At 74.0% G+C, this 23413-nt stretch carries 25 protein-coding genes and 1 pseudogene; 8 read left to right on the top strand and 18 right to left on the bottom strand.

Annotated features, from left to right (window positions below; all coding sequences use genetic code 11):
- Window positions 1-3: 3 nt before the first annotated feature.
- From C7Y72_RS08410 to C7Y72_RS08370, 8 genes and pseudogenes are all read right to left on the bottom strand, one after another.
- A complete protein-coding gene (locus C7Y72_RS08410) occupies window positions 4-276 on the bottom strand; it encodes an HPr family phosphocarrier protein (RefSeq protein WP_107569719.1) in 273 nt (90 codons plus the stop codon).
- A 37-nt stretch (window positions 277-313) separates the two neighbouring features.
- A pseudogene (locus tag C7Y72_RS08405) lies at window positions 314-2301 on the bottom strand (PTS fructose transporter subunit IIABC).
- On the bottom strand, window positions 2298-3233 hold the full coding sequence (pfkB, locus tag C7Y72_RS08395; RefSeq protein WP_107568310.1) for a 1-phosphofructokinase: 936 nt from the start codon (window positions 3231-3233) through the stop codon (window positions 2298-2300). The pseudogene C7Y72_RS08405 and the gene pfkB overlap by 4 nt, the downstream one beginning before the upstream one ends.
- Complete coding sequence (locus tag C7Y72_RS08390) at window positions 3230-3991, bottom strand: DeoR/GlpR family DNA-binding transcription regulator (protein WP_107568309.1); 762 nt, start codon at window positions 3989-3991, stop codon at window positions 3230-3232. Before C7Y72_RS08390 ends, pfkB begins: the two co-directional genes overlap by 4 nt.
- Before the next feature lie 185 nt (window positions 3992-4176).
- A complete protein-coding gene (locus C7Y72_RS08385) occupies window positions 4177-4752 on the bottom strand; it encodes a TetR/AcrR family transcriptional regulator (protein WP_154734150.1) in 576 nt (191 codons plus the stop codon).
- Window positions 4749-5918, bottom strand: a complete 1170-nt coding sequence (locus C7Y72_RS08380) for an acyl-CoA dehydrogenase family protein (RefSeq protein ID WP_107568307.1) — start codon at window positions 5916-5918, stop codon at window positions 4749-4751. The genes C7Y72_RS08385 and C7Y72_RS08380 overlap by 4 nt, the downstream gene beginning before the upstream one ends.
- A gap of 91 nt (window positions 5919-6009) precedes the next feature.
- The gene (locus C7Y72_RS08375) at window positions 6010-6363 is read right to left on the bottom strand and encodes an ArsR/SmtB family transcription factor (RefSeq protein WP_233243777.1); all 354 of its coding nucleotides are present in this window, start codon (window positions 6361-6363) and stop codon (window positions 6010-6012) included.
- Window positions 6360-6683: an SRPBCC family protein gene (locus tag C7Y72_RS08370; RefSeq protein WP_146175301.1), complete on the bottom strand. Its 324-nt coding sequence runs from the start codon at window positions 6681-6683 to the stop codon at window positions 6360-6362. Before C7Y72_RS08370 ends, C7Y72_RS08375 begins: the two co-directional genes overlap by 4 nt.
- A gap of 31 nt (window positions 6684-6714) precedes the next feature.
- Here C7Y72_RS08370 and clpP point away from each other — a divergent pair, with 31 nt between their 5' ends.
- Window positions 6715-7353: an ATP-dependent Clp endopeptidase proteolytic subunit ClpP gene (gene clpP / locus C7Y72_RS08365; protein WP_107568304.1), complete on the top strand. Its 639-nt coding sequence runs from the start codon at window positions 6715-6717 to the stop codon at window positions 7351-7353.
- A gap of 1114 nt (window positions 7354-8467) precedes the next feature.
- Here the strand turns inward: clpP and C7Y72_RS23185 are convergent.
- From C7Y72_RS23185 to C7Y72_RS08345, 3 genes are all read right to left on the bottom strand, one after another.
- Window positions 8468-8614 (bottom strand): hypothetical protein, encoded by a 147-nt coding sequence (locus tag C7Y72_RS23185; protein ID WP_158276727.1) that lies wholly within the window; start codon window positions 8612-8614, stop codon window positions 8468-8470.
- 3 nt (window positions 8615-8617) lie between these two features.
- Complete coding sequence (locus tag C7Y72_RS08350; protein ID WP_107568302.1) at window positions 8618-8860, bottom strand: hypothetical protein; 243 nt, start codon at window positions 8858-8860, stop codon at window positions 8618-8620.
- Window positions 8861-8929: 69 nt separating this feature from the next.
- Window positions 8930-9157 carry a hypothetical protein gene (locus C7Y72_RS08345; RefSeq protein ID WP_107568301.1) on the bottom strand — a complete coding sequence of 76 codons (228 nt, stop codon included), beginning with the start codon at window positions 9155-9157 and terminating at the stop codon, window positions 8930-8932.
- Window positions 9158-9705: 548 nt separating this feature from the next.
- Here C7Y72_RS08345 and C7Y72_RS08340 point away from each other — a divergent pair.
- Entirely contained in the window at window positions 9706-10740 is a 1035-nt protein-coding gene (locus C7Y72_RS08340) for an InlB B-repeat-containing protein (protein WP_107568300.1), read from the top strand.
- A gap of 54 nt (window positions 10741-10794) precedes the next feature.
- Here the strand turns inward: C7Y72_RS08340 and C7Y72_RS23730 are convergent, their stop codons facing one another.
- Together C7Y72_RS23730 and C7Y72_RS08330 are read right to left on the bottom strand one after the other, a co-directional pair.
- Entirely contained in the window at window positions 10795-12837 is a 2043-nt protein-coding gene (locus C7Y72_RS23730; protein ID WP_107568299.1) for an alkaline phosphatase PhoX, read from the bottom strand.
- A gap of 195 nt (window positions 12838-13032) precedes the next feature.
- Complete coding sequence (locus tag C7Y72_RS08330) at window positions 13033-13812, bottom strand: enoyl-CoA hydratase/isomerase family protein (protein ID WP_107568298.1); 780 nt, start codon at window positions 13810-13812, stop codon at window positions 13033-13035.
- A 92-nt stretch (window positions 13813-13904) separates the two neighbouring features.
- On the opposite strand from C7Y72_RS08330, the gene C7Y72_RS08325 reads away from it, so the two are divergent.
- Window positions 13905-14528 carry a TetR/AcrR family transcriptional regulator gene (locus C7Y72_RS08325; RefSeq protein ID WP_107568297.1) on the top strand — a complete coding sequence of 208 codons (624 nt, stop codon included), beginning with the start codon at window positions 13905-13907 and terminating at the stop codon, window positions 14526-14528.
- Window positions 14529-14553: 25 nt separating this feature from the next.
- Here the strand turns inward: C7Y72_RS08325 and C7Y72_RS08320 are convergent, their stop codons facing one another.
- A complete protein-coding gene (locus C7Y72_RS08320; protein ID WP_107568296.1) occupies window positions 14554-14862 on the bottom strand; it encodes a hypothetical protein in 309 nt (102 codons plus the stop codon).
- A 199-nt stretch (window positions 14863-15061) separates the two neighbouring features.
- Here C7Y72_RS08320 and C7Y72_RS08315 point away from each other — a divergent pair, with 199 nt between their 5' ends.
- Complete coding sequence (locus C7Y72_RS08315) at window positions 15062-16918, top strand: 2-oxoacid:acceptor oxidoreductase subunit alpha (protein WP_107568295.1); 1857 nt, start codon at window positions 15062-15064, stop codon at window positions 16916-16918.
- The gene (locus C7Y72_RS08310; protein ID WP_107568294.1) at window positions 16915-17922 is read left to right on the top strand and encodes a 2-oxoacid:ferredoxin oxidoreductase subunit beta; all 1008 of its coding nucleotides are present in this window, start codon (window positions 16915-16917) and stop codon (window positions 17920-17922) included. Before C7Y72_RS08315 ends, C7Y72_RS08310 begins: the two co-directional genes overlap by 4 nt.
- Window positions 17923-18032: 110 nt before the next feature.
- Here C7Y72_RS08310 and C7Y72_RS08305 read toward each other — a convergent pair whose 3' ends face one another.
- The 4 genes from C7Y72_RS08305 to C7Y72_RS08290 all read right to left on the bottom strand — a co-directional run bounded on the left by C7Y72_RS08305 (window position 18033) and on the right by C7Y72_RS08290 (window position 21779).
- On the bottom strand, window positions 18033-18485 hold the full coding sequence (locus C7Y72_RS08305; RefSeq protein ID WP_107568293.1) for a hypothetical protein: 453 nt from the start codon (window positions 18483-18485) through the stop codon (window positions 18033-18035).
- Window positions 18486-18627: 142 nt separating this feature from the next.
- Complete coding sequence (locus C7Y72_RS08300) at window positions 18628-19776, bottom strand: macrolide family glycosyltransferase (protein WP_107568292.1); 1149 nt, start codon at window positions 19774-19776, stop codon at window positions 18628-18630.
- A gap of 167 nt (window positions 19777-19943) precedes the next feature.
- On the bottom strand, window positions 19944-21446 hold the full coding sequence (locus tag C7Y72_RS08295) for a flavin-containing monooxygenase (protein WP_107568291.1): 1503 nt from the start codon (window positions 21444-21446) through the stop codon (window positions 19944-19946).
- Between the two features lie 33 nt (window positions 21447-21479).
- A complete protein-coding gene (locus C7Y72_RS08290) occupies window positions 21480-21779 on the bottom strand; it encodes a hypothetical protein (RefSeq protein WP_107568290.1) in 300 nt (99 codons plus the stop codon).
- Between the two features lie 80 nt (window positions 21780-21859).
- Between C7Y72_RS08290 and C7Y72_RS08285 the strand changes: the two genes are divergently transcribed.
- Genes C7Y72_RS08285 through C7Y72_RS08275 form a run of 3 tightly spaced genes read left to right on the top strand, consistent with a single transcriptional unit; the run spans window position 21860 to window position 23411 of the window.
- On the top strand, window positions 21860-22429 hold the full coding sequence (locus tag C7Y72_RS08285) for a type 1 glutamine amidotransferase domain-containing protein (RefSeq protein WP_107568289.1): 570 nt from the start codon (window positions 21860-21862) through the stop codon (window positions 22427-22429).
- Between the two features lie 24 nt (window positions 22430-22453).
- The gene (locus tag C7Y72_RS08280; protein WP_107568288.1) at window positions 22454-22852 is read left to right on the top strand and encodes a nuclear transport factor 2 family protein; all 399 of its coding nucleotides are present in this window, start codon (window positions 22454-22456) and stop codon (window positions 22850-22852) included.
- 4 nt (window positions 22853-22856) lie between these two features.
- Window positions 22857-23411 carry a pentapeptide repeat-containing protein gene (locus C7Y72_RS08275; protein ID WP_107568287.1) on the top strand — a complete coding sequence of 185 codons (555 nt, stop codon included), beginning with the start codon at window positions 22857-22859 and terminating at the stop codon, window positions 23409-23411.
- Window positions 23412-23413 lie beyond the last annotated feature (2 nt).

The raw sequence follows: 23413 nt of genomic DNA, 5'->3' as shown, positions 1-23413 counted from the left end.
GGGCTACTGCACCGCGTCGAGGTCGGACGCGACGAGCTCGGCGAGGGCGGCGACGGCGACGTCCGCGCCCTCCCCCTCGGCCCGCAGGACGACCTCGTCGCCGTGCGCGGCCCCGAGGCCGAGGACGCCGAGGATGCTGCGGGCGTCGACGGCGTCACCGTCGGGCCGGCCGATCGTGACCACGGCCGGCTGGGCGGCGGCGGCCTGGACGAACAGGCTGGCGGGGCGGGCGTGCAGGCCGACCCGCGAGCCGACCTTCACGAGGCGCTCACTCATCATCTCGGTGCTCCTGGGGATCGTGGTGGTGGGGATGTCAGGCCGGGACCGCGGTGCCGCTGGGCGCCGGGGCCGGGGACGACGGGGCGAGCAGGTCGGTGACCGAGGGGCTCGTGGCGTCCTCGGTGACCTCGCCGCGACGGCTCTTCAGCGCGATCACCGCGCCGGTGCTGACGGCGATGCCGGCGGCGAGCGCGACGACGTAGAGCAGCGGGTTGCCGATCAGGCCGACGACCCAGATGCCGCCGTGCGGGGCGCGCGACGTGGCGTCGAAGGCCATCGACAGCGCCCCGGTGACCGCGCTGCCCGCCATCAGCGAGGGGATGACGCGCGCCGGGTCGGCGGCGGCGAACGGGATCGCGCCCTCGGTGATGAACGAGGCGCCCAGCAGCCAGCCCGCCTCGCCGGCCTTGCGCTCGGCCCGCGTGAACAGCTTCGGGCGCAGGACGGTCGCGAGGGCCATGGCGATCGGCGGGGTCATGCCCGCGGCCATGACGGCGGCCATGATCTTCAGGTCGCCAGAGGCGAGCGAGGCGACGCCGAACGTGTAGGCGACCTTGTTGACGGGGCCGCCCATGTCGAAGGCCATCATCGCGCCGAGCAGCAGGCCCAGGACGATGCCGTTGGTGCCGCTGAGGCCGCCGAGCCAGTCGGTCAGCTCGTTCTGCGCGGAGGCGATCGGCTCGCCGACCGCGACGATCATCAGGAGGCCGACGACGAGCGTCGAGACGAGCGGGATGACGACGACGGGCATGATCCCGGCCATCGCCGAGGGGACCTTGACGCGCAGGATGCCGAGCACGACCGCACCGGCGAGCAGGCCGCCGACGAGGCCGCCGAGGAAGCCGGCGCCGATCTCGTTGGCGAGCAGGCCGGCGACGACGCCGGGCACGAGGCCGGGCCGGTCGGCCATCGCGAACGCGATGAAGCCGGCGAGGATCGGCACGAGCATCGAGAACGACGTCGCGCCGATCTTGAACATCAGGCCGGCGATGCCGAGCTGGTCGTAGATGTCGGTGATGCTCGAGACGCCGTCGTACGTGACGCCCTCGAACGTGCCGCCGTTGACCTTCGACGCGATCTCGGCGCCGCCGAAGAGGAAGGCGAGCGCGATCAGCAGGCCGCCCGCGGCGACGAACGGGATCATGTAGCTGACGCCGGTCATGAACCAGCCGCGCACGACGCTCGCACGGCCCGGGCCGCCGGGACCGTCGGCACCGGCGGCGACGGGGGCGCCCGCCGCGAGGACGTGTGCGGTCGCCGCGGTGGCCGGGGCCTCCTGGGCGGCGGCGACGGCGCGCGCGACGAGCCCGGCCGCGTCGTTGATGCCCTGCTTGACGGTGGCGGTGACGAGCGGCTTGCCGGCGAAGCGGGCGCGGTCGCGCACCTCGACGTCGGCGGCGAAGATGACCGCGTCGGCGGCCGCGATCTGCTCGGCGCTGAGCGCCTCGATCCCGGCGGACCCCTGCGTCTCGACGGCGAGCTCGTGCCCGGCGTCGCGGCCGGCCTGCTCGAGCGCCTCCGCCGCCATGTAGGTGTGCGCGATGCCCGTCGGACAGCTCGTGACGGCGACGATTCTCATGACCCGACCTCCTCGGTGATGTAGGACGACGCGGCGGTCGCATCGGCGACCGTCATCAGGTGCTCGCGGAACGCGGGACGGACGAGGCGGCGTGCGAGCTTCGCCAGGATCGTCATGTGGTCGGCGTCCCCCTCCGCGGGGGCCGCGATGAGGAACACGAGGGTGGCGGGCCCGTCGGCCGCGCCGAAGTCGACGCCGTCGGCGCAGCGGCCGAACGCGAGCGTCGGCTCGGTGACGTGCGCGCTGCGCGCGTGCGGGATGCCGATGCCGCCCTCCAGGCCGGTGGGCATCTGCGCCTCGCGGGCGGCGACGTCGGCGAGGAAGCCGTCGAGGTCGGTGACGCGACCCTCGGCGTGCAGCCGCTGCGCGAGCGCGCGGGTGGCCGCGACGCGGTCGTCCCCGGGCAGGTCGAGGTCGACGAGGGCGGGGGTGATGATGCTCACGACAGGGCCTCCTGGGATCGGACGGGGAGCCGGCGTACGGCGTCGGGACGAAGGTCGGCGGGGGTCGGCATGCGGCTGCCGGGGAGCGCGACGGCGGCCGCGCCGTAGGCGACGGCAACGTCGAGGGCGTCGGGCCCGTGGGCGCCGGCGGCGAGGAAGCCGGCGAGCGCGGCGTCGCCGGCCCCGACCGTGCTGCGCGGCGCGTCGACGGCGGCGTGGGCGTGGTGCTCGCCGCTGTCGTCGAGCAGCACGGCGCCGCGGGAGCCGAGGCTCGCGAGGACGGCGCGCGCCCCGAGCTCGCGCAGGGCGTGGGCGGCTCGCACGGCGTCGGGCGCGGAGTGGACCTCCAGGCCGGTGGCCTGCGCGAGCTCGGTGCGGTTGGGCTTGACGAGGTCGGGGCCGGCGGGCAGCGCGGCCTGGAGGACCTCGCCGTCGCAGTCCAGCGCGACCCGCACGCCCGCGGCGTGCAGCGCCACGGTCAGGCGGGCGTAGAGGTCGACGGGACAGCCGGGGGGCAGGCTGCCGGAGAGCACGGCCCAGGAGGCGGTGCGCGCCTCGTCGAGCAGGGCGGCCTGCAGCGCGGCGACCTCGTCGGCGTCGAGCACGGGACCCGGCTCGTTGAGCTTCGTGGTGGTGCCGTCGGGCTCGGCGATCGTCACGTTGGCGCGGATCGCGCCGGCGATCGGGACGGTGCGGGTGCGCAGGCCGGCGGCGGCGAGGAGGTCGACGAGCTGCGCGCCCTCGTGGCCGCCGACGGGCAGCACCGCCACGTTCGGGGCGCCGGCGGCGTGCAGCGCGCGGGCGACGTTGACGCCCTTGCCGCCCGCGTCGACGCGGGTGGAGAGCGGCCGCAGGACGGCGCCGCGACGCAGCGCGTCGATCTCGCAGGTGCGGTCGACCGACGGGTTGGCGGTGAGCGTGACGACGGTCATGCCCGGTCCACGCGGATGCCGCAGGCCTCCAGCGAGCCGGCCTGGTCGGGGTCGATGCCGCGGTCGGTGATGAGGACGTCGATGTCGCCGGTGTCGCCGAACCGCGCGAAGTGGTCGTTGCCGATCTTCGTGTGGTCGGCGAGCACGACGGTGTGGCGGGCGGCGCGGAGCATCGCGCGCTTGACCGCGGCCTCGGCGGTGTCCGGGGTGGTGAGCCCCCGCTCGACGCTGAGGCCGTTCGTGCCGACGAAGGCGACGTCGACGAGCGTGTCCTCGAGGACCCGCAGGGCCCAGGCGTCGACCATCGCGGCGGTGCGGCCGCGGATGCGTCCGCCGACGGTGAGGACGGTGAGGTTCGGCCGCGAGGAGAGGGTGAGCGCGATCGGCAGGCTATTGGTGACGACCGTGAGCGTCGCCTCGGCGGGGAGGATCTCGGCGAGCCGCGCGGTGGTGGTCCCGGCGTCGAGCAGGATCGCGCCCTCGGCGGGCACCTCGGCGAGGGCGGCGCGGGCGATCCGCTCCTTCTCGTCGCTCATCGCCCGGTCGCGGTCGGCGAGGCCGGGCTCGAAGCCGAGCCGCTCGACGGGGATCGCCCCGCCGTGGACGCGGCGCAGGACGCCGTGGCGCTCGAGGACGCTGAGGTCGCGCCGGACGGTCTCCGTCGTGACGTTCAGCTCCTGGGCCAGGCCGGCGACCTCGACGCGCCCGCGGGACCGGGCCTGCTCGACGATCGCTGCCTGTCGTTCCTCTGCGTACATCCGGGCTCCTCCGTGGTGACTGCCCGGTCAGTATGCCCCGCGTTCCCACAGAAGTCAACACAAAACAACACGTACCCACAGGAAACCAGGTAGAGCCGGGCGTCGGGCATCGCGACGGCGCGGCCGGGCGCGGACGCGCGCGCCCGGCCGCCCGCGGGCGGTCACGCGTCCCCCGGCGTGGCCGGTCAGCCGACGCCGAGGCCCATGCGCCGCGACACGTCGGTCAGCGCGGCGACGAGCCGGGTGCCGTCGTGGGCGCCGTCGGCGACCCACTCGGCGGTGATCGCGTCGCACGCGCCGATCCAGCCCAGCCCGCGCAGCTGGTCGGCGCGCGAGAGCGCGGACCACGGGCGGCCCGCGGCGCGCTCGACGAGCTCGCGGCGGCGGCGGCGCACGGCGTCGTCGATCTCGGGGTGCACGCCGGCGGAGTGCATCCAGATCCCGTGGATCCACGGGTCGGCGGCGAGCACGTCGATCCACTCGCGCAGCCGCTCCTGGACGTCGCCCTCGGCGGCGACGAGCGGCGCGGTGGCCTGCTGGACGGCGTCCAGGACGGCGACGACGAGCAGGCGCTCGGAGCTCGAGAAGTAGTGCCGGGGCAACGACGCGGCGACGCCCGCCTCGCGGGCGACCTCCTCGAGCGAGAAGCCGTCGACCCCGGTGCGCGCGAGCACCGCGCGCGCGGCGGACAGCAGCTGCGCGCGGCGCTCCGCCCGGGGCAGGCGCCGCGCGGCGCGCCCCGGGCGAGCGACCTCGGTCACAGCCCGAGGCTGCGACCGACGAGCTCCTTCATGATCTCGTTGGTGCCGGCGTAGATGCGGTTGACGCGCGCGTCGGCCCACATCTCGCTGATCTTGTACTCGGTGGTGTAGCCGTAGCCGCCGAACAGCTGGACGCACGCGTCGGTGACCTCGGACAGCAGGTCGGTGGTCCAGAACTTCGCCATCGCGGCCTCGGGCACGGTGCAGGTGCCGTCGACGTACTTCTGGATCGTCTGGTCCATGAACGCGCGGGTGATCGTGACCTTCGTGTGGAGGTCGGCGAGCACGAAGCGCGAGTTCTGGAACGAGCCGATCGGCTTGCCGAACGCCTTGCGCTCCTTGACGTAGTCGAGCGTCAGGTCGAGGGCGGCCTCGGCGCAGGCGATCGAGCTGACGGCCAGGCCCAGGCGCTCGGGGATCAGGTGGGCCATGAGCTGCGCGAAGCCCGTGCCCTCCTCGCCGAGGAGGTTCTCGACCGGGACCTTGCAGTCGTTGAAGAACAGCTCGGCCGTGTCGTTGGCGTGCTGGCCGCGCTTGTGGATCTGGTTGCCGCGCTCGAACCCGTCCATGCCACGCTCGATGACGATCATCGAGAGGCCGCGGTGCGGGTCGTCGCCGGTGCGCACGGCGGTGACGACGAGGTCGGCGTTGATGCCGTTGGAGATGAAGGTCTTGCCGCCGTTGACGATGTAGTGGTCGCCGTCGCGCTTGGCCTTCGTGCTGATCGCCGACAGGTCGGAGCCGGTGCCGGGCTCGGTCATCGCGAGCGCGAGGATGGACTCGCCGGAGGCGACGCCGGGGTACCAGCGCTCCTTCTGCTCCTCGTTGGCGGCGGCGCGGAGGTACGGCAGGCCGAGGTCGTTGTGGACGTTCGGGCCCATCCACGAGGACTGCACGCCGGCGTAGGCGGCCTCCTCGGAGAGGACGGCGTTGAAGCGCCAGTCGTCGACGCCGGAGCCGCCGTACTCCTCCGGCACGGCCATCGCGAGGAAGCCGTGCTCGGCGGCCTTCGTGTAGAGCTCGCGCGAGGTGATGTGGTCGTGCTGCCACTGCTCGTGGTGCGGGACGACCTCGGCCTTGAGGAAGCGCCGGAAGCTCTCGCGGTAGTCGTCGTGGACGTCGTCGAACAGCGGGCGGCGCGCGCCGGGGGCGAGCGTGATGGCCATGGGGATGCTCCTTGGTCGGAAGGTTCTGCGGGACCGCTTGTTGTGGTGTAGCACAACAGCGGCCGGGAGGCGTGCGGCGGGCGCGCCCGGATCAGCCCCCGGTGCGCCCCTCGACGACGTCCTTCAGCCGGGCGAGGCGGCCCGCCCAGGCCCGGTCGGCCTGTGCCATCCACGTCGCGGCAGGCACGAGCGCCTCCTCGCGCAGCCGGTAGCGGACCTCCCGTCCGACGCCGCCGGGCACGCGCTCGACGAGGCCGGCGTCGTCAAGGATCGCGACGTGCTTGGCGACCGCCTGCCGCGTGATCGGCAGCGTCTCGGTCAGCGCCGGGACGGAGGTCGTGCCGTCGCGCAGGAGCGTCTCGACGACGCGTCGGCGGGTCGGGTCGGCGAGCGCGGCGAACACCGCGCTGACCTGCTCCTGCCCGGGACTCTCGTCGGTGCTCACGCGCGGGCGCACGCGTGCGCGCACGCGAGGGCGGCGAGCGGGAACGCGGGGACGGACTCGGTCACGACGACGCGGGCGCCCGCCGGGGCGGCGACGACGAGCAGCTCGACGCGGGTGGCGGGCTCCTCGCCGTTCCACCACCACCAGACCAGCCGCGACGGCGCCTGCACGACCTCGACGTGGACCTCGCGGCCGGGCTCGTCCTCGAGCCAGGCGTCGCGGCCCTCCTCGGTGGCCAGGGACTCCCAGACCTCCTCCGGGGTCGCGTCGATCTCCACCTCGCGCGTGACAACCGATTGGTTGCTATGCTCGTATGACAACCGATTCATTGTCGAAAGGATACACGCGGTCATGCCCCTCATCCCGATGGTCGTCGAGCAGAGCTCCCGCGGCGAGCGGAGCTTCGACATCTACTCGCGGCTGCTCAACGAGCGGATCGTCTTCCTCGGCAGCGAGGTGAACGACGAGATCGCCAACCTCGTCGTCGCGCAGCTGCTGCACCTCGAGAGCCAGGACCCCGACAAGGACATCGCGCTCTACGTCAACAGCCCGGGCGGGGTCGTCTACAGCGGCCTGGCGATCTACGACACCATGCAGTTCATCAAGCCCGACGTGCAGACGATCTGCTGCGGGATCGCCATGAGCATGGGCTCGCTGCTGCTCACCGCCGGCGCCCCCGGCAAGCGGTTCGCCCTGCCGAACAGCCGCATCCTCATCCACCAGCCGCACGGCGGCTACCAGGGCCAGGCCAGCGACATCGAGATCCACGCGCAGGAGACGCGCGAGCTGCGCCGCCGGCTCGACGAGATCTACGCCGAGCACACCGGGCAGACGGTCGCGCGCGTCCACGAGGACATGCAGCGCGACCGCTTCTTCACCGCCGAGCAGGCGAAGGAGTACGGGCTCATCGACGACGTCGTGTCCGGGCACCGGACGGTCGGGCGGACCCCCGCGGGCTTCGCGGGCGGGCGCGGCGCGGGGTCGGACTGACCGCACCGGGCGGGCGACGCCGCGTCCGGTCCGGGACGGGCGGCCCGTCCCGGACGCCCGGCGAGCGGCAGATCGACAGGAGAAGGTTGCATGCATCTGTCATCCTGGCTGCCGCTCGCGTCGGGATACGCGAGGCGGACTTCAACGACGGAACGCCAGGGGGCGACATGCGGGGACGGCAGCAGCGGACGATCGGACGGGGTCTGGCGGCGACCGTGGGCACTGCGGTGCTCGCCCTCGGTACCGGGGTCGCCCCGGCCGGCGCGGCGACCGCCACGCAGACGTTCTCGGGGGGCCAGACGAGCTACACCGTTCCGGCGGGCATCACCAGCCTGTCGTACACGGTCAGCGGCGCCCAGGGCGCGAGTGGCGAGCGGTACGGCATCAGCGGCAACACCGCACCGTACCCCGGCGGGCGGGGCGCCATCGTCACCGGGACACGCGCGGTGACCGCCGGGTCGCAGCTCTGCGTCTTCGTCGGAACCACGGCCGGGTTCAACGGCGGCGGGACCCCGGGATCCTCCCTCAGCCCGAGCTACGCGCTCGCAGGCTCCGGGGGCGGGGCGAGCGACCTGCGCACCGGCTCGTGCGGCCTCGCCGACCGGTTCGTGATCGCGGGCGGGGGTGGCGGCGGCGGCTCCAACGCCCAGCCCCGGAGCGCCGGAAGTGGCGGTGACGCCGGTGCCGCCGGCGGGGGCACCACCGGCGCCGGGGGCGGCGGTGCCGGGACCGCGGCCGTAGGCGGCGCCGGCGGAACGGGCGCCGGTCCGGGGACGAGCGGCAGCCTCGGGACCGGCGGCACGGGCGGCACCTACTTCCCGGCGTTCGAGGACCGCTTCACGAAGACGAACCTCGGCGGGGGCGGTGGCGGAGGCGGAGGGCTCTACGGCGGCGGAGGCGGCGGCAGCAGCGACGACGCCGCGAACGCAGCCGGTGGCGGTGGTGGCGGCGGCGGGTCGTCGCTCGTCCCGACGAATGCCACGCTCTCGACCTCCGGCAACTCCGGCAACGGCTCCGTGAGCATCTCCTACGAGGACGCCGTCGCCCCGACGGCGTCGATCACCGCGCCGACCGACGGGCAGACCGTCGCCCGCAACGCCTCCCTGGTCGCGGACTACAGCTGCGCCGACGCCGTCGGCGAGCTCGTCTCGTGCACGGGCACCGTCCCGGACGGCGGCGCGCTCGACACCTCGACGCTCGGCCCCAAGACGCTCTCGGTCACGGCGAGCGACCGCGCCCAGAACACGACGACCAGGAGCATCACCTACATCGTCGTGGATGTCACCAAGCCCACGGTGACGGTGACCCGGCCCGCCGACGGCGCCACGTACGCCCGGGGCGCGGACGTGAAGGCGTCGTTCTCCTGCGCTGACGAGACCGGCGGGAGCGGGCTGAAGTCCTGCGTCGGCACCGTCGCCGACGGCGCGTCGCTCGACACGGCCACGCTCGGCACGAAGACGTTCACCGTCACGGCGACCGACAACGCCAACAACACCGCGACGACCACCGTCTCCTACACGGTCGCCGACCAGACCAAGCCGACCGTGACGATCAGCACGCCCGCCGACGGTCGGACCTACACGCAGGGCGCCAGCATCGACGCCGACTTCGCGTGCACCGACGACACCGGCGGCACCGGCATCGCGACCTGCAAGGGCACCGTCGACGACGGCTCGCCGATCGACACGGCCACGCGCGGCACGAAGACGTTCACCGTCACCGCGGTCGACCAGGCCGGCAACAGCACCACGACGACGGTCTCGTACACCGTCGCGGACCGGACGAAGCCCGGGATCACGCTCACGACGCCGCAGGACGGCGCGACCTACGCGCAGGGCGCCGACGTCAAGGCGTCCTTCGCGTGCGCCGACGACGCGGACGGCACCGGCATCGAGTCGTGCACCGGCACCGTCGCCGACGGCGCCGCCATCGACACCGCCACCCGCGGCACCAAGACGTTCACCGTCACCGCCGTCGACAAGGCCGGCAACACGTCCGAGCGGACCGTCTCCTACACGGTCACCGACCAGACCGAGCCGACCGTGACGATCACCCGACCGGCCGACGGCGCCACCTACGCCCAGGGCGCCGACATCAAGGCGTCGTTCTCCTGCGCGGACGAGACCGGCGGCACCGGCATCGAGTCGTGCACCGGCACCGTCGCGGACGGCGCCTCGNGACGACGCGGACGGCACCGGCATCGAGTCGTGCACCGGCACCGTCGCCGACGGCGCCGCCATCGACACCGCCACCCGCGGCACCAAGACGTTCACCGTCACCGCCGTCGACAAGGCCGGCAACACGTCCGAGCGGACCGTCTCCTACACGGTCACCGACCAGACCGAGCCGACCGTGACGATCACCCGACCGGCCGACGGCGCCACCTACGCCCAGGGCGCCGACATCAAGGCGTCGTTCTCCTGCGCGGACGAGACCGGCGGCACCGGCATCGAGTCGTGCACCGGCACCGTCGCGGACGGCGCCTCGATCGACACCGCCACGCGCGGCACCAAGACCTTCACGGTCACCGCGGTGGACGAGGCCGGCAACAGCACCGAGCGGACCGTCACCTACACGGTGGCGGACCAGACGCGGCCCACGATCGCGCTGACGCGCCCGACCGACGACGCCGCCTACGTCGTCGGCAGCGACGTGAAGGCCCGCTACACCTGCTCCGACGAGACCGGCGGCACCGGCATCGCCAGCTGCGTCGGCACCGTCGCCGACGGCGCCGCGATCGACACCACGCCCGGCCGCAAGACGTTCCGCGTCACCGCCACCGACGAGGCCGGCAACACCCTGACCCGCACCGTCACGTACCGCACCACCGCGGGCCTCGCCGTCACCACCGACGGCACCGGGAGCGGCACCGTCCAGGGTGACGGCATCGACTGCGGCAACGGTCGCACCGCCTGCAGCCTCGACCGCGACGCCGGCAGCACCGCCACCCTCACGGCGACCGCCGCCCCGGACTCCGTGTTCACCGGCTGGACCGGTGCCTGCACCGGCACCGGCGCCTGCACCGTCACGCTCGACCAGGCCCGCACGGTCACCGCGACCTTCACGCGCGCCGTCGTCACCCCGGCGGGCACCCCGGTCAGCACGCCCACCGGGACCACCCCCACGAAGCCCAGCTGCCTCAGCCGCCGCAGCTTCACGGTGACGTTCCGCGTCCCCGGCACGACCCTGCGCCGCGGCACGATCACCCTGTTCGGGAAGACCCGGACGCTGCGCCGCACCCCCCGCGGCACGCTGTTCACCACCGTGGACCTCCGCGGACGTCCCGCCGGCACGTACCGCATCCGCCTGACCGCGACGACCGCGGCGGGCACGCGCGTCACCCGCACCGCGGCCTACCGCACCTGCGCGCCGCCCCGGGCCACCTGAGCCGCACCCGGTCCCCGCGCGGCGCACCGTGCGGGGACCGGGGCTCGCGGCCAGCTAGCGCAGGCGCAGGCGCACCGTCGTGTCGCCCGCGACCAGCGTGTAGGAGCCGGCGCCCAGCCGGCGGGTGCTCTTCAGCGTCACGCGGCCGCGGCTCACCGAGCCCTTCGCGACCGTGCGGCCGCCGCGCACGAGGCGCACGGTCGAGCGCGACGCGAACGCGACCGTGCAGGTCACGCGCGTGCGGGTCTTCGTCACCTTGCAGGTGACGGTGCCGTCCCGGCCGGCCGGGCCCTGCGGGCCGACCGCTCCGGCCGGGCCCTGGGCGCCTGCCGGGCCCGCCGCACCGGGCGTGCCCTGCGGCCCCGCCGGCCCGGCCGCGCCCGGCGTCCCGGCGGCACCGTTGGCGCCGTTCGTCCCGTTCGTGCCCGCGACACCGTTGGCGCCGTTCGTCCCGTTGGTGCCGTTCGTCCCGTTCGTCCCGTCGGTGCCGTCCTGACCCGCCGGGCCCTGCGGTCCGGCCGGGCCCGCCGGGCCCTGGCCGCTCGCCGCGCGGCCCTGGTAGACCGCCTCGAAGTCCGGCACGCTCAGGTGCAGCAGCTGGCCGTACTCGACGAGCGACGGATCCTGCGACGTCGGGAACGCCTTGTGGACCTGCGCGTCGAACAGGAACTCGCCGCGGCCGAGCAGGTCCTCGACGTCGATGATCCCGGAGGACTCCTCGTCGGCGGTGAACGGCGCGTTCACCCCGCCCGGGGTGACCGGGGCGAAGAGCTGGCGGTCGAACTCGGCGACCACGCCGCGACGGCCGGTGCCGATGTCGTAGGCGACGATCCGCGCCACCGACGCGTTGTTGCCCGGGTCCTCCTGGATGAGGACGTTGCCGTGGCGGTCGATCGCCATGTTGTCCGGCTTGTTGAGGAACGGCGCCTCGGAGCCGTCGAGCAGCAGCGTCAGGGTGGCGCCCTTCAGCGGGTTCTCGATGTCCTTGTAGCGCAGGCGCCACAGGCCGCCGCCGTTGCGGTCGTCCTGCGACCCGGGACCGTTGAGGTCGGTCGCCCCGCCCTCGGTGGTGAGGAAGTAGAAGTCGCGCGGGTTCTGCGGATCCCAGTGACCGTCCTCGACACGCGAGAGCGAGAGGCCGTCCGCGAGCGCCTCGGCGTTCTGCGCGGCACCGGTCTGGTTCCACGGGACCTCGGCGAGGTCGACCTGGACCGGCACGCCCTTCCCGTAGGTGTCGCGGAACTCCGCGTCGGAGTCGACGGTCTCGTCGAGCAGGTCGATCACGTAGTTCGTGCCGTTGGTCAGGCCGGCCTTGTCGAAGGCGTCGCCGCTGGCCGTCTTCGTGCCGACATAGGTCCAGATCTGGCCGGGGGTCGCGTCCTCCTGGCCCTGCACGAGGGTCGTGTCGGTGCGGTTGGCGGCGGGCACCGTGTTCTCCCAGGAGAACAGGCCCAGGCGCGGCAGCTGCTTCGTCGTGCCGTCGTCGAGGATGCCGAAGACGCGCGAGTTGTCGCCGCTCTCCTCGTTGCCGAAGTAGATCTGGCCGGCGAAGCCGTTTCCGGTGGTCGGGTTGAACAGGCCGCCCGGGGCGGTCAGGGTCGCCGAGCAGAAGCGGGCGAACGCCGCCCCGAACGGACCGGTCGGGGTCGACGCGTACGCGCCCGCCGTCGGGGTCGACGCGTCGTACTGCCAGAAGCTCGTCTCGTTCGGCCCGATGAGGTCGGCGCCGGTGTCGACCTTCAGCGTGTCACGGTCGATGACGTAGCTCGACACGAACGAGCCGGTCTGGCCGTGCGCTCGCACCGCACCGGCGGTGGCGCCGAGCTCGTGGTTCATGAACAGGTCGAGCTTGCCCGTCGCCGCGGAGGCCCGCGCACCCAGGCCGTCGGGGATGCCGACCATCTTGTAGCCGTTGGCGGCGGGCAGGTCGCCGACGGTCAGCAGCGAGGTGGTCTCCACGCCGGGACCGACGGGCTTCACGTACGGCGCGACGGTGGTGGACGGGCCGGTCGCCGCGAGGGCGGGCGTGGCGGCGATGAATCCGAGCGACGCCGCGGACGCGGCGATGGCCAGGACGGACGGGGTGCGACGGGACAAGACGGGTCTCCCTGTGGTGGTTGGCCCGCGCTGTCTAGGGCGCCGCCCACGTGCCGCTGTGACCGGCCGGTGAACCGGCCTGGAGATGTGTCCGCCGTTCACGCCGCCGAGCGCCCACGCGCCACGAGAGCAGCGATGAGGGCGCCCATCCGACAGGGCCCGTGGCGCCCTCCCCGCCGCCGTCCGGCCGACCGCCTACGGGAAGACCGGCGGGCGCTTGGCGAGGAACGCCGCCGCGCCCTCGACGCCCGTCGGCGACCCCGCGAGGTCGGCGATGCTGTCCGCCTCGGCCTGCAGCTGGTCGGCGAGCGTCGCCGTCGCGCTGCGGTCGAGCAGCCGCTTCACCGCGCCGTGCGCGGCGACCGGGCCAGCGGCGAGCTTCTCGGCGATCTCGTCCACGCGCGCGTCGAGCTGCTCCTCCGGCACGACCTCGTTGAGCAGGCCGAGCGCCCGCGCCTCGTCCGCCTTCACGCGCCGGTTGGTGAGCATCAGCTCCGCGGCGACGCGGCGGCCGACGAGACGGGGCAGCAGCCAGGAGGACCCGCCGTCGGGGGACAGGCCGATCCCGGTGTACGCGACCGTGAACGAGGCGCCCGGACCGCCGATCGCGAGATCCGCCGCGCACACGAGGCTCATCCCCGCGCCCGCGGCGGCGCCCTGCACCTTCGCGACGACCGGCGCGTCGAGCGCGGCGAGCCCGAGCAGGCCGTCGTGCAGGTCGGTCGCCAGCGCGTGCAGCGCGGCGCGCGGGTCGTCCGCGGAGGCGAAGTAGTCGATCGAGCCGCCGACGCAGAAGAACCGGCCCTCGCCCGCGAGCACGACGACGCGCACGTCGTCGCGGGCCGCGAGCTCGGCGGCCGCGTCCTTCAGCGCGCCGGCCATCGCCGGGTCGATCGAGTTGCCGTTGGCGGGGGTCGCGAGGGTCAGCCGGGCGATGCCGTCGGCGATCTTGGTGCGGAGCGGGCTCGGGGACATGCCGGGCAGCCTATGGCCCCGCGCCCCGCGACAAAGCTACGCCGACGTAGATCTGGCGCCCGCTCCCCCGGCCGCCGTGCGAGGATGGGCGCGTGGCCGCCCGCACCCGTCGCCCGTACGCCCCGCGCATGGCGGTCGAGGACCGCCGCGAGCAGCTGCTCGACGCGGCGCTCGACGTGATCGCCCGCGACGGCTGGCAGGCCCTCACCATGGAGGCGCTCGCGCGCGAGGTCGACGTCACCCGCCCGGTCGTCTACTCCGCCTTCCGCGACCTCGGTGCCGTGCTCGCCGCGCTGTTCGCCCGCCAGGAGGAGCGGGCGCGCACGGTCGTCGAGCAGTCGCTGCCGACCAAGGAGGACCTCGCCGACCCGGACGCCGCGCTCGTGCGCGCGATGGGCCGCTTCGTCGACGCGGTCGCGCAGGACCCGCGCGGCTGGCGGCTCGTGCTCCTGCCCCCCGACGGCACGCCCTCCGCGATCCGGCACGTCGTCGAGCAGAACCGCCAGCAGTACGCGGACCGCATCACCGAGCTCGTCTCCTGGGGGCTCGAGCAGCGCGGCGGTCCCGCCGGGCTCGACGTCGAGCTCGCGGCACGCTCGATCCTCGCGATCATCGAGGAGGCCGGACGGCTGCTGCTCGTCGACCCGGAGCGCTACTCCGCCGCGCGGCTCGAGGCGTTCGTCGGGACGATCATGCGCGCCCTCGCGCGCGAGTAGGACACGCGCGGGCGCGCCGCCGCGGTCAGGCGCGCGGCCGCAGCGGCGGCACGCGCACGAGCACGGTCACCCGCGCGGGACGCGGCTCGTCGCTCAGCGTCAGGAAGTCGCGCACCGGTCCGCGCCTGCCGCAGTAGGAGCACCACAGCTCCTCGTCGGGACGCATGCGCGGCGCGGTCGGGTGGGTCGGGAAGTCGCAGTCCGGACACGCCAGGGTGCCGTCGCCGAGCGTCCCGGTCCGCCGGTCGCGACGCACCTCGTGCGGTCCGCCGACGGCCGCGGACCGGTCCGGCCCATCGCCCTTCGCGGGATCGACGTCGCGGTGCAGCGCCACCGGTCGAGTGTGGCAGACGCGGCCGCGCGCCCAGCCGGGACGCCCGTATCCCGGCGTCCCCCCGATGGGGGAGGAAGATGACCCCGTGACCGACCCGCGCCCGGTGTAACGTGCGATCCACGGGCAGCGAGGGGGCTCGTTCCACCGTCCTCCGCGCCGCCGTCGATCCCCGACAGCGAGACGAACGGACCGCAACGCCATGAGCACCGTCGAAGGCCCTCCGAAGAGAACGGAGGTCCAGGAGCGCGTCGTCGTGCGGTTCGCTGGCGACTCCGGTGACGGCATGCAGCTTGCCGGCGACCGGTTCACCGCCGCGACCGCCGCCCTCGGCAACGACCTCGCCACCCTCCCCGACTTCCCCGCCGAGATCCGCGCGCCCGCCGGCACGATCGGCGGCGTCAGCGCCTTCCAGATCCACTTCGCCGCGCGCGACATCCTCACGCCGGGCGACAAGCCCAACGTGCTCGTCGCGATGAACCCCGCGGCGCTCAAGGCGAACATCGCGCTGATGGACCGCGGGACCACGATCATCCTCAACGAGGACGCGTTCACCGTCCGGGCGATCCAGAAGGCCGGCTACGAGGAGAACCCGCTGGAGACCGGCGAGCTCGACTCCTACAGCGTCAAGCGCGTCCCGATGACGACGCTCACGCAGGCCGCGGTCGAGGGGCTCGAGGGCGTCGGCACCCGCGACGCGCAGAAGTCCCGCAACGTCTTCGCGCTCGGACTGATCTCGTGGCTGTACGACCGGCCGCTCGACGTCACCGAGGCGTGGATCGCGCAGAAGTTCGCGAAGAAGCCGCACATCGCCGCCGCGAACGTCGCGGCGCTCAAGGCGGGCTGGAGCTTCGGCGAGACGAGCGAGCTGATCGACGTCCAGATCTCCGTTCCCGCCGCCACCGACGTGCCCGCCGGCACCTACCGCAACGTCAACGGCACGACCACGACTGCGCTCGGCCTGATCGCGGCGAGCTCGCGCAGCGGCCTGCCGCTCGTGCTCGGCGCGTACCCGATCACGCCCGCCTCGGAGCTGCTGCACGAGCTGTCGCGCCACGCGAAGCTCGGGGTGCGCACCGTCCAGGCGGAGGACGAGATCGCCGCCGCGTCGATCGCGCTGGGCGCCTCGTTCGGCGGCCGGCTCGGCGTCACCTCGACCTCCGGCCCCGGCATGGACCTGAAGACCGAGACGATCGGCCTGGCCGTGATGCTCGAGCTGCCGATGGTCATCATCGACGTGCAGCGCGCCGGCCCCTCCACGGGCCTGCCGACGAAGACGGAGCAGGGCGACCTGCTGCAGGCGCTCTACGGCCGGCACGGCGAGTCGCCGATGCCGGTCGTCGCCGCGTCGACGCCGGGGCAGTGCTTCGAGGCCGCCTACGAGGCCTGCCGCATCGCGGTCCGCTACCGCACCCCGGTGATCCTGCTGACCGACCTGTTCCTCGCGAACTCCTCGGAGCCGTGGCGGATCCCGGAGCCCGACGCGCTCCCCGCGATCGACCCGCGGTTCCGGACCAGCGCGCCGTCCGACGACGACGTGTTCCTCCCCTACTCGCGCGACGACGACCTCGCGCGCCAGTGGGCGATCCCCGGCACCCCCGGGCTGCAGCACCGCATCGGCGGACTGGAGAAGGCGGAGCTGACCGGCGCGATCAGCTACGAGGGCCCCAACCACGCGCGCATGACCGAGGTGCGTGCCGCGAAGGTCGCCGGGATCGAGGTCCCCGACGTCGTCGTCGACGGCGACGAGGACGCGACGCTGCTCGTGCTGGGCTGGGGGTCCAGCCGTGGCGCGATCCGGGCGGGCGCCCGCCGCGCGCGCGAGTCCGGCGCGAAGGTCGCCACCGCGCACCTGCACAACCTCAACCCGCTGCCCGCGAACCTCGGCGACGTGCTGCGGTCCTACGACCGCGTGCTGCTGCCGGAGATGAACTGCGGGCAGCTGGCGATGGTGCTGCGCGCCCGCTACCTCGTCGACATCGAGTCCTACAGCAGGGTGGAGGGCCGGCCGCTCTTCGCGCCCGAGATCGAGCAGGCCATCCTGGAGCGTCAGTCATGAGCACGATCGAGACCCCGTTCACGAAGGCGGACTTCCAGTCCGACGCGGAGACGCGCTGGTGCCCGGGCTGCGGGGACTACGCGATCCTCGCGGCGGTCCAGGGCTTCATGCCCGAGCTCGGCATCCCGCCGGAGAACGTCGTGTTCGTGTCCGGCATCGGCTGCGCCGGGCGCTTCTCCTACTACATGGACACGTACGGGATGCACGGCATCCACGGCCGCGGTCCCGCGCTCGCCACCGGCCTGGCGACCGCGCGCGACGACCTCTCGATCTGGGTCGTCACCGGGGACGGCGACGCGCTGTCGATCGGCGGCAACCACCTCATCCACGCGATGCGCCGCAACGTGCCGGTGAAGATCCTGCTGTTCAACAACCAGATCTACGGGCTGACGAAGGGCCAGGTGTCGCCGACCTCCGAGCGCGGCAAGGTCACGAAGTCGACGCCGTTCGGCTCCAGCGACGCGCCGTTCAACCCGGTGTCGCTCGCGCTCGGCGCCGACGCCACGTTCGTCGCCCGCACCATCGACAAGGACAAGAAGCACATGCCGGAGGTCCTGCGGGCCGCGGCCGCCCACCCGGGCACCGCGCTCGTCGAGATCTACCAGAACTGCCCGGTGTTCAACGACGGGGCGTTCACCGCGCTGACCGACAAGGACCACGCGGCGCTGAACCAGATCCGCCTCGTCGACGGGGAGCCCGTCGTGTGGGGTCCGGACGACGCGCGCCGCGCGGTCGTCCACGGCGCGGACGGCGACCTCGAGGTCGTGGCGCTCGCCGACGCGGACGAGTCGCGGATCGTCGTGCACGACGCGCGTCGGGAGAACCCGGCGCTCGCGTTCGCGCTCTCGCGGCTGTCGTCGCACCCCGACGGGCCGACCCCGATCGGCGTGTTCCGCGACGTCTCCCGCCCGGTCTACCAGGCCGACGTGCCGCCGCCGGCGGCGCCGAGCGCGGAGGACCTCCACGGGCTCCTCCACGCCGGCGACACCTGGACGGTCGCCTGACCGACACCGCGCCCCACCCCGCGTGGAGTGGGGCGCGAGCGGGCCCGGCGGGCGGGCTCGCCGGTGTCAGCGGTGCCGCAGCGGCGGGTCAGTCGTCGCTGCGGTCGCGGTCAGTCGTCGCTGCGGTCGCGGTCGTCGTCGCTGCGGTCGTCGTCGCCGCGGTCCTGCGTGCCGTCGCCGCCGCGGTCGTCGTCGCCGTGGTCGCGGTCGTCGCGCACGCCGTCGTCGTCGCTGTCGCGGTCGCAGGGGCTCGTGCCGTCGCGCATCTCGCGCGCGTTGGAGACCCCGTCGCGGTCGCGGTCCTCGCGGGCGTCGCGCACGCCGTCGTCGTCGCTGTCGCGGTCGCGCGGGTCGGTCCCCGAGAGGTACTCGCCGCGGTTGCTCAGGCCGTCGCGGTCGGTGTCGCGGGCGCTGTCGTCGCTGCGCGTGGACAGCTGGTGGCTGCGCTCCCAGCGGTCGGGCATGCGGTCGTGGTCACGGTCGCCTGCACCGGCCAGCGCGAGGGCGGGCGTGGCGAGGACGGCGGTCAGGGCGGCCAGGGCGGCGGTGCTGCGAGGGGACATGGTGCTCCGTCGGTCGGGGAAGCCGGGAGGGGATCCCGGGCGACGGGTGGTCGTCGCCCCCATGTTGTCCCGCACCGACGGTCACGGCCCGGCCCGGGGAAGGTGAGCTGCGGGTAACGCCCACCTCCCCGGCCCGCCAGGGTCAGGCGCCGAGCCCGGCGCCGACGAGCCGCTCGACCGCGTCCGCGCAGGCGACGACCCCGCCCGCGGAGCGCACCTGCTCGCGCAGCGTCCGGGCCCGCGGGGCGAGCGCGACGGCCGCGTCGACCGCCGCCCGCACCCCCGCCGGGGTGACCGCGTCCTCGGCGAGGACGACGCCCGCCCCGGCGCAGGCCAGCTGCTCGGCGTTGGTGAACTGGTCGACGGCCTGGGGCAGCGCGACGGTCGGCACGCCCGCCCAGAGCGCCTCCGAGGCCGAGCCCATGCCCGCGTGCGTGACGAACACGGCCGCGTGGTCGAGCACGTCGAGCTGCGGCTGCGCACGCGCCGCGACCACCCCGTCGGGCAGCGGGCCGAGCGTCGCCGGGTCGACCTTGCCGGTGGCGAGGACCACGCGGTAGGCGTCGGCGAGCCCGTCGACCGCGGCGCGGTAGAGGTCCGGCCGGTCCGTGTAGGAGGTGCCGAGCGCCACGTACGCCAGCGGCCGGTCACCGGCCGGCGGCACGAACCCCGTGCGGCGACCCTCGTCGACACATGGTCCGGCGAACACCACGTGCGGGCCGACCCGGTCGGCGTGCGGCTGCAGCACCCGCGGCAGCAGCGCCACGCACGCGGGCGGCAGCCCGAGGTAGTCGTCGACGTCGAGCGTCACGCCGTGTTCGTGCAGCCACGCGCCGAGCGACGCGAAGTAGCGGGCCCCGCTCGCCGACGCCTTCAGCTGCGCGGTGAACTCGGCCGTCTCCTCGCGGTAGCCGTCCCAGGCGACCATCGCGGGGGACAGCTGGATCGCGGGCACGCCCCAGCGGTGCGCGGCGATCCGCGCCCCGAGCCCGCCGATGTCGTAGAGCACGGCGTCCGGGGCGGGGCCGTCCACGAGCGCGTCGAAGCCGGCGCGGGCCTCGTCGAGGAACAGCTGCATCGCCTCGCCCGGGTCGCCGGACCACGCCTCGTCGGTGGTCGGCAGCACGGAGCGGTAGGGGGAGACGGTCGCCCCGGTCGGGGCGACGAGGTCGGCGAGGCGGTCGCCGACGGCGTAGCGGACGTCGTGTCCGCGGGAGACGAGCTCGCGGATCAGCGCGAGGCTCGGGTAGACGTGGCTGGGCGCGGTGACGCCGGCCATGACGAGGTGCATGGAAGGTCCTTTCGACTGCGGAGCAGCGGGCGGTACGTCGACCCGGCGCGGCCCGGGAGGCGCGCGCGACGGGTGCCGGTGCGGCGGACGACCGGGGACCTAGAGGAAGGCGGACTGCACGCGACGACCGTAGCAGTTCGCCGCGTGCGTCCATCCGGACGGGACGGCTACGCGTGCGCGGGCTCGCGCTCGCGCGGCTGCTCGACGAGCCAGTCGGCGGGCTCGGGCTCGCGCAGGATCTCGCGGTGATGGGAGGCCTGCCACGGCCACACCGACGGCAGGCCGTCCTTGCCGATGTACCAGGAGGAGCAGCCGCTGGTCCAGATCGTGTTCGGCAGTGCCTGCTTCATCTCCGCGTTGAACCGCTCGGCGGCCTCGTCGGTCGGGGTCGCCCACGCGATCTCGCCGCGGCGCCACCGCTCGATCCACCCCATCGCGAACGCGCGCTGGGTCTCGCTGATGATGAACAGCGACTGGTTGCCGAACGGCGAGTGCGGCCCGATGAGCATGAAGACGTTCGGGAACCCGGGGATCGCGACGGAGCGGTAGCCGTAGGGCTCCCGCTCGCCCCACGCGTCGGACAGCCGCCGGCCCTCGAGGCCGACGAGCTCCATCGGGCGCACGAACTGGTGGGCGTTGAAGCCGGTCGCGGTGACGATCACGTCCTGCTCGTGCAGGACGCCGTCGGTGGTGACGATGCCGCGCGCCTCGATGTGGTCGATGCCGACGTCGACGAGCTCGACGTCCGGCCGGCGGAACAGCTGGTAGAAGCCCGTCCCGATGATCAGCCGCTTGCACATCGGCAGGTCGTCGGGCGTGAAGCGGCGCCGCAGCTCGGGGTCGCGGACCGTCCAGTCCAGGTGCTTGCGGCACATCCACGACAGCAGGCGGCGCTGCCAGCCGGGCTGGACGACGGCGACGCCGAAGGACCCCTCGGTGAGCTTCTGGTGGCCGGCGAAGAACAGCGGCTCGAGCTGGTCGCCGAAGCGGCGCATCGCCCACTTCGTGAGCCGGGTGTAGCGGCGGTTGGGGATCGGCAGGATCCACTGGGGGGTGCGCTGGTACAGCTCGAAGTGCCCGGCGACCCCGGCGAGGCCCTTGGTGATCTGCATGCCGGTCGAGCCGGTGCCGATGACGGCGACGCGCTTGCCCTCCAGCGGCACGGAGTGGTCCCACTCGGCGGAGTGGAAGCGCGCGCCCTCGAAGTCGTCGAGGCCGGGGATGTCCGGCGTGCGGGTCTCGACGAGGCCGCCGCAGGCGGTGATGACGAAGTCCCACTCGCTGACCTCGCCGGCCTTCGTGGTGAGCGTCCAGACGTGACGGTCCTCGTCCCAGACCGCCTCGTCGACCTCGGTGCGCAGCGAGATGCGGTCGCGCAGCTGGAAGTCGTCGACGACGCGCTCGAGGTAGGCCCGGATCTCGGGACCCGGGGAGAACACGCGCGACCAGTTCGGGTTCGGCGCGAAGCGGAACTGGTAGTTGCGGGAGGGGACGTCGCAGTGCAGGCCGGGGTAGGTGTTGGCGTGCCAGGTGCCCCCGACGCCGTCCCACTTCTCGAAGATGCGGAAGGTCTCGATGCCGGCCCGGCGCAGGTCGCAGCCCATGCCGATGCCCGACATGCCGGCGCCGATGATCGCGACGCGCGGCGTGCGCAGCTGGGGATCGCTCATGCGCCCCAGCCTACGCCAAAGATGACGCCAGCGTCAACTTTTGACGACGACCGCGGCGTGGATCGCGTCGACCTTCGCGACGAGGTCGGGGACCTGGTGCAGGAGCGCCAGCTCGCCCTCCAGCCGGACGAGCAGCTCGCGCACGTCGCCGAGCGTCGTCGTCGCGTCCTTCAGCGTGCCCGACACCTCGCCGAGCGTGTCGCGGACCGTGTCCAGGGTCTGGTCGACGTGGCCGAGCGTGTCGTCCACGCGCGAGAGCACCGGATCGACGTTGGCCAGCGTGATGTCGACGCGCTTGAGCAGGTCGCCGGCGGGGTTCGGGATGAGGCCCATGCGCGCAAATACTGCACAACCGTAGTTTTTCGTGCAAGGCGCCCCCGTGTCCCGCCGCGCACCCCGGGTACCCCGACGCCATGAGCACTCCGCAGACCCCCTCCCTCACCGGTCGCACCGTGGCCTTCCTCGCCGCCGACGGCGTCGAGCGCGTCGAGCTCGTCGACCCGTGGCACGCCGTCGAGCAGGCCGGCGGCACCCCCGTCCTCGTGTCCCTGTCCGACGGCGAGATCACCTCCATGGACGGCGACATCGACCCGAGCGAGCGCTTCACGGTCGACCGCACCGTCGCCGACGCGCAGGCCACCGACTTCGACGCGCTCGTCCTCCCCGGTGGCGTCGCGAACCCCGACAGCCTCCGCGCCGACCAGGACGCCGTCGCGTTCGTCCGCGCGTTCTTCGACGACGGCCGGCCCGTCGCCGCGATCTGCCACGCGCCCTGGACGCTGATCGACGCGGGCGTCGTCGCGGGCCGCACGCTGACCTCGTTCCCGTCGGTCGCCACCGACCTGCGCAACGCCGGCGGCACCTGGGTCGACGAGGAGGTCCACGTCTCCGACGGCCTCGTGACCAGCCGCAACCCGGACGACCTGCCCGCGTTCTGCGCGACGCTCGTGCGCGAGTTCGCCGACGGGGGTGCGGCCCGCTGATCCGGGGGTAGGCTCCCGGGCAGCGTGACCCGGGAGCCGCTCGAGATCGTCCGCCGCATGTGGGTCCTCCTGCGCGAGGGCGGGCCCGACGCCGCGCTCGAGGTCGTCGCCCCCGACGCCGTCTTCGTCGCCGCCGACGGCCAGCGGTTCGACGGGCACGACGGCATCCGCGCGTTCTTCGCCTCGTTCGACGCGCGCGACGAGCGGTTCATCGCCGCCCCGTTCACGTTCGAGCCGCACGGTGAAGGCGTTCTCGTCGCCGGGCACCGGCGCATCGCAGACGACGAGCAGACCCTCCTCGCCGAGCACCTGCACTTCACCTACCGCACCGACGGCGACGGGCGCATCCACGACATGCGCGCCTTCGGCGACCGCGACACCGCCGCCGCCGAGCTGGCCCGCCATCGGCCCCCGGTACGCTGAACCCGTGGCCGTCCCCGCCCGCCCCGCGACCCCGGTCGCGCCCGAGGACGACGCCCCCGTGGTCACCGACCGGTACGCCGGCCAGCGGTTCCTCGGCGTGAGCCTCGTCGACACGGTCCTGCGCGACTGCGACCTCGCGAACGTCGACGCGCGCCGCGCCCACGTCACGCGCCTGGAGGTCCACCGCTGCCGCGGCACCGGCGCCATGCTCATGGGCACGCGCCTGCGCGACGTCGTCGTGCGCGACTGCCGGGTCGACCTCGCGACCTTCGCGCAGGTGACGATGGAGCGCGTCGTGTTCGAGGACTGCGTGCTGCGGGACAGCTCCTTCGCGGGCGCGCGGCTGCACTCCGTCGCGTTCGTGGACTGCGACCTGGGCAGCGCCGACTTCGAAGGCGCGAGCTGCTCGCGCGTGGAGCTGCGCGGCTGCCGGCTCGAGGGCGTGCGCGGGATCGAGGGGCTCCGCGGCGCCCGGCTGCCCTGGGGCGACCTGCTCGAGCACGCCCCCGTGCTCGCCGCCGCCCTGGGCCTGGGGATCATCGACGAGGAGCAGCCCTGACC

This window comes from Paraconexibacter algicola (assembly GCF_003044185.1).
Lineage (GTDB): Bacteria > Actinomycetota > Thermoleophilia > Solirubrobacterales > Solirubrobacteraceae > Paraconexibacter > Paraconexibacter algicola.
This window is presented reverse-complemented; position numbering and strand designations above follow the sequence as displayed.

What these genes read in the sequence shown, in the direction of transcription:
- pfkB (WP_107568310.1), bottom strand. Translation starts at nt 3,233, where the DNA reads ATGACCGTCGTCACGCTCACCGCCAACCCGTCGGTCGACCGCACCTGC.
- C7Y72_RS08290 (WP_107568290.1), bottom strand. Translation starts at nt 21,779, where the DNA reads ATGGGCCTCATCCCGAACCCCGCCGGCGACCTGCTCAAGCGCGTCGAC.
- C7Y72_RS08285 (WP_107568289.1), top strand. Translation starts at nt 21,860, where the DNA reads ATGAGCACTCCGCAGACCCCCTCCCTCACCGGTCGCACCGTGGCCTTC.
- clpP (WP_107568304.1), top strand. Translation starts at nt 6,715, where the DNA reads ATGCCCCTCATCCCGATGGTCGTCGAGCAGAGCTCCCGCGGCGAGCGG.
- C7Y72_RS08330 (WP_107568298.1), bottom strand. Translation starts at nt 13,812, where the DNA reads ATGTCCCCGAGCCCGCTCCGCACCAAGATCGCCGACGGCATCGCCCGG.
- C7Y72_RS08310 (WP_107568294.1), top strand. Translation starts at nt 16,915, where the DNA reads ATGAGCACGATCGAGACCCCGTTCACGAAGGCGGACTTCCAGTCCGAC.
- C7Y72_RS08390 (WP_107568309.1), bottom strand. Translation starts at nt 3,991, where the DNA reads ATGTACGCAGAGGAACGACAGGCAGCGATCGTCGAGCAGGCCCGGTCC.
- C7Y72_RS08295 (WP_107568291.1), bottom strand. Translation starts at nt 21,446, where the DNA reads ATGAGCGATCCCCAGCTGCGCACGCCGCGCGTCGCGATCATCGGCGCC.
- C7Y72_RS08410 (WP_107569719.1), bottom strand. Translation starts at nt 276, where the DNA reads ATGAGTGAGCGCCTCGTGAAGGTCGGCTCGCGGGTCGGCCTGCACGCC.
- C7Y72_RS08315 (WP_107568295.1), top strand. Translation starts at nt 15,062, where the DNA reads ATGAGCACCGTCGAAGGCCCTCCGAAGAGAACGGAGGTCCAGGAGCGC.
- C7Y72_RS23185 (WP_158276727.1), bottom strand. Translation starts at nt 8,614, where the DNA reads ATGCTCCTGGTCGTCGTGTTCTGGGCGCGGTCGCTCGCCGTGACCGAG.
- C7Y72_RS08380 (WP_107568307.1), bottom strand. Translation starts at nt 5,918, where the DNA reads ATGGCCATCACGCTCGCCCCCGGCGCGCGCCGCCCGCTGTTCGACGAC.
- C7Y72_RS08305 (WP_107568293.1), bottom strand. Translation starts at nt 18,485, where the DNA reads ATGTCCCCTCGCAGCACCGCCGCCCTGGCCGCCCTGACCGCCGTCCTC.
- C7Y72_RS08300 (WP_107568292.1), bottom strand. Translation starts at nt 19,776, where the DNA reads ATGCACCTCGTCATGGCCGGCGTCACCGCGCCCAGCCACGTCTACCCG.